5 protein-coding genes are annotated in these 4,951 nt (G+C 71.8%); 1 reads left to right on the plus strand and 4 read right to left on the minus strand.

What is annotated here, in order from left to right:
• A partial coding sequence (dapE, locus tag G6022_RS04435) for a succinyl-diaminopimelate desuccinylase (RefSeq protein WP_182691061.1) occupies positions 1 to 932 on the minus strand: 932 nt, incomplete at its 3' end.
• A 7-nt stretch (positions 933 to 939) separates the two neighbouring features.
• On the opposite strand from dapE, the gene dapD reads away from it, so the two are divergent.
• Positions 940 to 1,908: a 2,3,4,5-tetrahydropyridine-2,6-dicarboxylate N-succinyltransferase gene (gene dapD / locus G6022_RS04440; RefSeq protein WP_179525597.1), complete on the plus strand. Its 969-nt coding sequence runs from the start codon at positions 940 to 942 to the stop codon at positions 1,906 to 1,908.
• 163 nt (positions 1,909 to 2,071) lie between these two features.
• Here the strand turns inward: dapD and dapC are convergent, their stop codons facing one another.
• The 3 genes from dapC to cofH all read right to left on the minus strand — a co-directional run.
• Complete coding sequence (gene dapC / locus G6022_RS04445; RefSeq protein ID WP_182610367.1) at positions 2,072 to 3,184, minus strand: succinyldiaminopimelate transaminase; 1,113 nt, start codon at positions 3,182 to 3,184, stop codon at positions 2,072 to 2,074.
• A 5-nt stretch (positions 3,185 to 3,189) separates the two neighbouring features.
• Positions 3,190 to 3,513: a ferredoxin gene (gene fdxA / locus G6022_RS04450; protein ID WP_095718370.1), complete on the minus strand. Its 324-nt coding sequence runs from the start codon at positions 3,511 to 3,513 to the stop codon at positions 3,190 to 3,192.
• A gap of 85 nt (positions 3,514 to 3,598) precedes the next feature.
• A partial coding sequence (cofH, locus tag G6022_RS04455; protein ID WP_182691059.1) for a 5-amino-6-(D-ribitylamino)uracil--L-tyrosine 4-hydroxyphenyl transferase CofH occupies positions 3,599 to 4,951 on the minus strand: 1,353 nt, incomplete at its 5' end.

Below are 4,951 nucleotides of genomic sequence, written 5' to 3' on the forward strand. Positions count from 1 at the left end.
CCGCCGGCGGGGACCGGGCCCGCCGCGGTCAACCCGAGCGCGTCGAGGGCGTGCGCGAGAGCGGCATCGGTGTGCCGGTCCGGCGCGAAGCGGAAGTTGACGTCGAGCCACGCCTCGTCCGGGACGGTGTTGCCGGCCACGCCCGCGGACATCCTCACGGCCTGCAGCCCCTCCCGGTAGACGCAGCCGTCGATGTCCACCGAGCGCGGTCCGTACCTCTCCAGCGCCGCCAGCACCGGGGCGAGGCGGTGCACGGCGTTGTCCCCCAACCAGCTCCGCGCCGAGTGGGCCCGGGTGCCGCGGGCGTGGACCCGGATCCGGAGGGTGCCCTGGCAGCCCGCCTCGATCAGGCCGCCGGTGGGCTCGCCGAGTATCGCCACGTCCCCCGTGAGCCAGTCCCGGTGGGTCCGTTCGAGGAACCCGAGACCGTTCGCGGTCGCCTCGATCTCCTCGCAGTCGTAGAGCACCAACGTGAGATCGTGCGCGAGCTCGGCGGAGTCCGCCAGGGTCGCGAACAGGTGGAGGAACACGGCGTCGCCGGATTTCATGTCGACGGTCCCACACCCGTGCAGGACCTGATCGGCTCCCTCACCCGTGAGTCGGCACGGGACGTTGTCCGCCACCGGGACGGTGTCGAGATGTCCGGCGAGCACCACCCGGGTCGGCAACCCCCTCGAGGTGCGGGCCAGAACGCGGTGGCCGTCCCGCACGAGTTCGGTCCGCCCGGCGGCCGGACCCGTGAAGCCGGCGACCACGGATGCGAGCGCCGTGTGGACGGCGCCGGCGATCTCCGCCTCCTCCCGGGAGGGACTGGCGATGTCGACGAGGGCGCGGGTGAGGTCGACCGGGTCGGCGGTCAGATCGAGGGCGGCGGTCACGGCGTCCACCTTAGATGCCCGTGGCCGGTACGCGCCGGGGCCGACCGCTAGCATCGGGGGCATGAGTGCACACGGAGCCGTGGCCACCGGAATCGCCACCCTGACGTCCGATCACACCGTCCTCGACGTGTGGTACCCAGCGCCCCAGCTCGGAGCGGCCTCCGAGGGGGGTCACCGAATCCTGTCGGGTGACGAGGTCCCCGAGGAGCTGGCTCCCCTCACCGGACCCGACGCCGATCGCGGTGTCGAGCGGGTCGCGGTGCGGGTCGAGATCGAGGACCTCACGCAGGCCCCGACCGACGCCTATGACGCCTACCTGCGGCTGCACCTGATCTCCCACCGGCTCATCCGGCCGCACTTCGCCAACATGGACGGGTTGTTCGGGACACTGGCCAACGTCGTGTGGACCAACTTCGGCCCCTGTGAGGTACCGGGATTCGAGATGGTGCGTGCCAGGTTGCGCGCCCGCGGCCCGGTGACGGTCTACGGCGTGGACAAGTTCCCGAGGATGGTGGACTACGTGGTCCCGTCCGGGGTCCGGATCGCCGACGCCGACCGCGTCCGACTGGGTGCCCATCTGGCGGAGGGGACGACCGTCATGCACGAGGGGTTCGTCAACTTCAACGCCGGCACCCTCGGGCCGTCGATGGTCGAGGGACGCGTCTCGGCCGGTGTCGTGGTCGGTGCGGACTCCGACGTCGGTGGCGGCGCGTCGATCATGGGAACCCTCTCGGGCGGCGGCAAGGAGACCATCTCGATCGGCGAGCGCTGCCTGCTGGGTGCCAACTCCGGAATCGGGATCTCGCTCGGCGACGACTGCGTGGTCGAGGCCGGGCTCTACGTCACTGCCGGGACCAAGGTGGACGTCCGGGCCGGGGCCTGGGCCGATCGCGAGCCCGTCAAGGCGGGCCAGCTCTCCGGGATGGACAATCTGCTGTTCCGGCGCAACTCCGTCTCCGGCGCAGTCGAGGCCGTGCCGTGGAAGCGTGAGGGCGTCGAGCTGAACGAGGCGCTCCACGCCAACGACTGACCTCCCGCGACGCTCGCCGGCGGCGTCGACCTCCAACGACAAGGACGTTCCGCACACATCGCCCGAGAGGCGGGTGCGCGGAACGTCCTTCTCGTTGGGGAGGCTGGGCGACGCGGGAGGCTGGGCGACGCGGGAGGCCGGGCGGACGTAGGGTGCGACCCGCTCAGGCCAGCCGACGGACCGCCTCGGCCACGGTGGCGTCGGTCGCGGTGAGGGCGATGCGGACGTGCCGGGCCCCGGCGGAACCGTAGAACTCACCGGGGGCCACCAGGACACCGCGGGCGGCGAACCAGTCCACCGTCTCCCGGCAGGGCTCGTCGCGGGTCGCCCAGAGGTAGAGCCCGGCCTGCGAGTCGTCGACCCGGAATCCGGCGTCCTGCACGGCCGGGAGCAGGAGCTCACGTCGGGCCCGGTACCGCTCGCGTTGCTCGGCCTCGTGGGCGTCATCCCGGAGCGCCGCGGTCATGGCGTTCTGGACGGGCAGGGGCATCATCAGACCCGCGTGCTTGCGCACCGCCAGCAGCTCCGCCACGAGGGACGGGGCGCCCGCCACGAACCCCGCACGATACGAGGCCAGGTTCGACGTCTTGGACAGCGAGTGCAGGGCCAGGAGCCCGGTGTGGTCGCCGTCGCAGACACGCGGGTCGAGGACCGAGGGCGCCTCACCCTCCCAGACCAGCCCGAGGTAGCACTCGTCCGAGGCCACGATCACCCCGCGGTCGCGGGCCCAACCGACGACCTTGCGCAGGTGGTCCACGCCGAGCACCCGGCCGCTGGGGTTCGACGGCGAGTTGAGGTAGAGCAGGGTGGGCGACGACGGGCCGAGTTGCGTCAGGGAGTCGGCGCGCACGACCGTCGCACCCGCGAGCAGGGCCCCCACCTCATAGGTCGGGTAGGCCACCTCCGGCACGACGACCGTGTGGCCCGGGCCGAGTCCGAGCTGTGCGGGCAGACCCGCGATCAACTCCTTGGTACCGATCGCGGGCAGGATCGCCCCGGGATCCAGGCCGGTGACCCCGTAGCGCCGGTGGAGAGCGTCGGCGGCCGCGAGCCGGAGCTCCGCGGTCCCGATGGTGGTCGGGTAACCCGGTTCCGCGGATCCGGCGGCGAGTGCCTCACGGATCACCGGGGCGACCGGGTCGACGGGGGTGCCCACGGTGAGATCGACCAGGCCGTCGGGATGCGCGGTGGCCACTGACCTCGCCTCGGCGAGGGTGTCCCACGGGAACACGGGTAGCGCGCGCCCGGGCGGACGACGCTCCGGGCGCGACACCACCGGGGTCACTCCTGGTTCATGGGGGGCAGCGCCTTGATGAACGGGTGGTCGTAGTCGACCTTGCCCACCTTGGCGGCGCCGCCCGGCGATCCCAACTCGACGAAGAAGTCGACGTTGGCGGTGTTGTACTCGGACCACTCCTCCGGGGTGTCATCCTCGTAGAAGATGGCCTCCACCGGGCAGACGGGCTCACACGCGCCGCAGTCGACACACTCGTCGGGGTGGATGTACAGCATCCGTCCACCCTCGTAGATGCAGTCGACAGGACACTCCTCGACGCAGGACTTGTCCATCACGTCGACGCACGGCTCTGCGATCGTGTAGGTCACGTCAGCCACCTTCCTCGTAGCGGTATGGCCTGCATCGTATGTCACACCCCGCGTCCGCGACGACGCCGCCCCGAAGCCGGTCGCGCTATGTGACGACGGTCACGGGGATCTGGGTGGGGGCCGGTCCGTAGACGGTGTCCCGACGCCGGGCGGGCCGACCGATCCCGGTGGCGATCTCCGCGATCTCCTCCGGGGTCTTGGCGGACCCGTTCTCGGCCCCGGCCATCCGGGAGATCGTCTCCTCCATCAGCGTGCCGCCCAGGTCGTTCGCCCCCGCGCGGAGCATGGTGCGCGTCCCCGCGACCCCGAGCTTGACCCAGCTGGTCTGCACGTTGTGGATCGATCCGTGCAGCATGATCCGTGCCAGGGCGTGGACGGCGACGTTCTCCTCCCGCGTCGGGCCCGGCCGGGACGCGCCCGCCAGGTACAGCGGGGCACTGCGGTGCACGAAGGGCAGGGGGACGAACTCGGTGAACCCGCCGGTCCGGTCCTGGATCCCCCGCAGGGTGCGCAGGTGCGCCACCCAGTGCCTCGGCGTGTCCACGTGGCCGTACATCATGGTGGAGCTCGAGCGCAGGCCCACCTCGTGGGCGGTGGTGACGATGTCGATCCACTCGGAGGCCGGGAGTTTGCCCTTGGTCAGGACCCAGCGGACCTCGTCGTCGAGGATCTCCGCCGCGGTACCGGGGATGGTGTCCAGACCGGCCGCCCGCAGCTCGGTGAGCCACTCCCTGACCCCCACCCCGGACCGGGCCGCCCCGTTCGAGATCTCCATCGGGCTGAACGCGTGGACGTGCATGGACGGCACCCGCTCCTTGACCGCGCGGACGAGGTCGGCGTAACCGGAGACCGGCAGGTCCGGGTCGATCCCGCCCTGCATGCAGACCTCGGACGCCCCGGAGACGTACGCCTCGTACGCGCGGTCGGCCACCTCGGCGGCCGAGAGCGAGAACGCGTCCGCGTCCCCCTTGCGCTGGGCGAAGGCGCAGAACCGGCACCCCGTGTAGCAGATGTTGGAGAAGTTGATGTTCCGGTTGACCACGTAGGTCACCGTCTCCCCCACCACGTCCGCGCGGATCCGGTCGGCGAGTCCGGCCACGGCGGCCAGCCCGTCCCCCGTGGCCGTGGCCAGGGCGAGGTACTGGTCGTCCTTGAGGCCGGCCGGGTCCGACTCCGCGGCCCGCAGCGCTGCGAGCACCTCGGAGTCCGCCCGCTCGGGGACCAGCGCGGCCGCACCGAGCTCGGCGGCGCGGGCCCGGATGACGTCCCAGTTGCCGAACGCCTCGCCGATGTCCGAACGGGTGTCGGTGTTGCGGCCCTCGGTGTCGATCGCGGTGTGCAGGTCGGTCCGTCCGCTCGAGTCCCAGTCGTCGTCGGGCTCCTGCCACGGCCGCCCCGAGGGACGGACCACCTCGTCGTCGTCGCCCTCGCCACCGCC

Source organism: Dietzia sp. Cai40 (assembly GCF_014145165.1).
GTDB lineage: Bacteria > Actinomycetota > Actinomycetes > Mycobacteriales > Mycobacteriaceae > Dietzia > Dietzia natronolimnaea.

Coding starts and splice junctions, on each gene's coding strand:
- dapD (WP_179525597.1), top strand. CDS start 940: ATGAGTGCACACGGAGCCGTGGCCACCGGAATCGCCACCCTGACGTCC.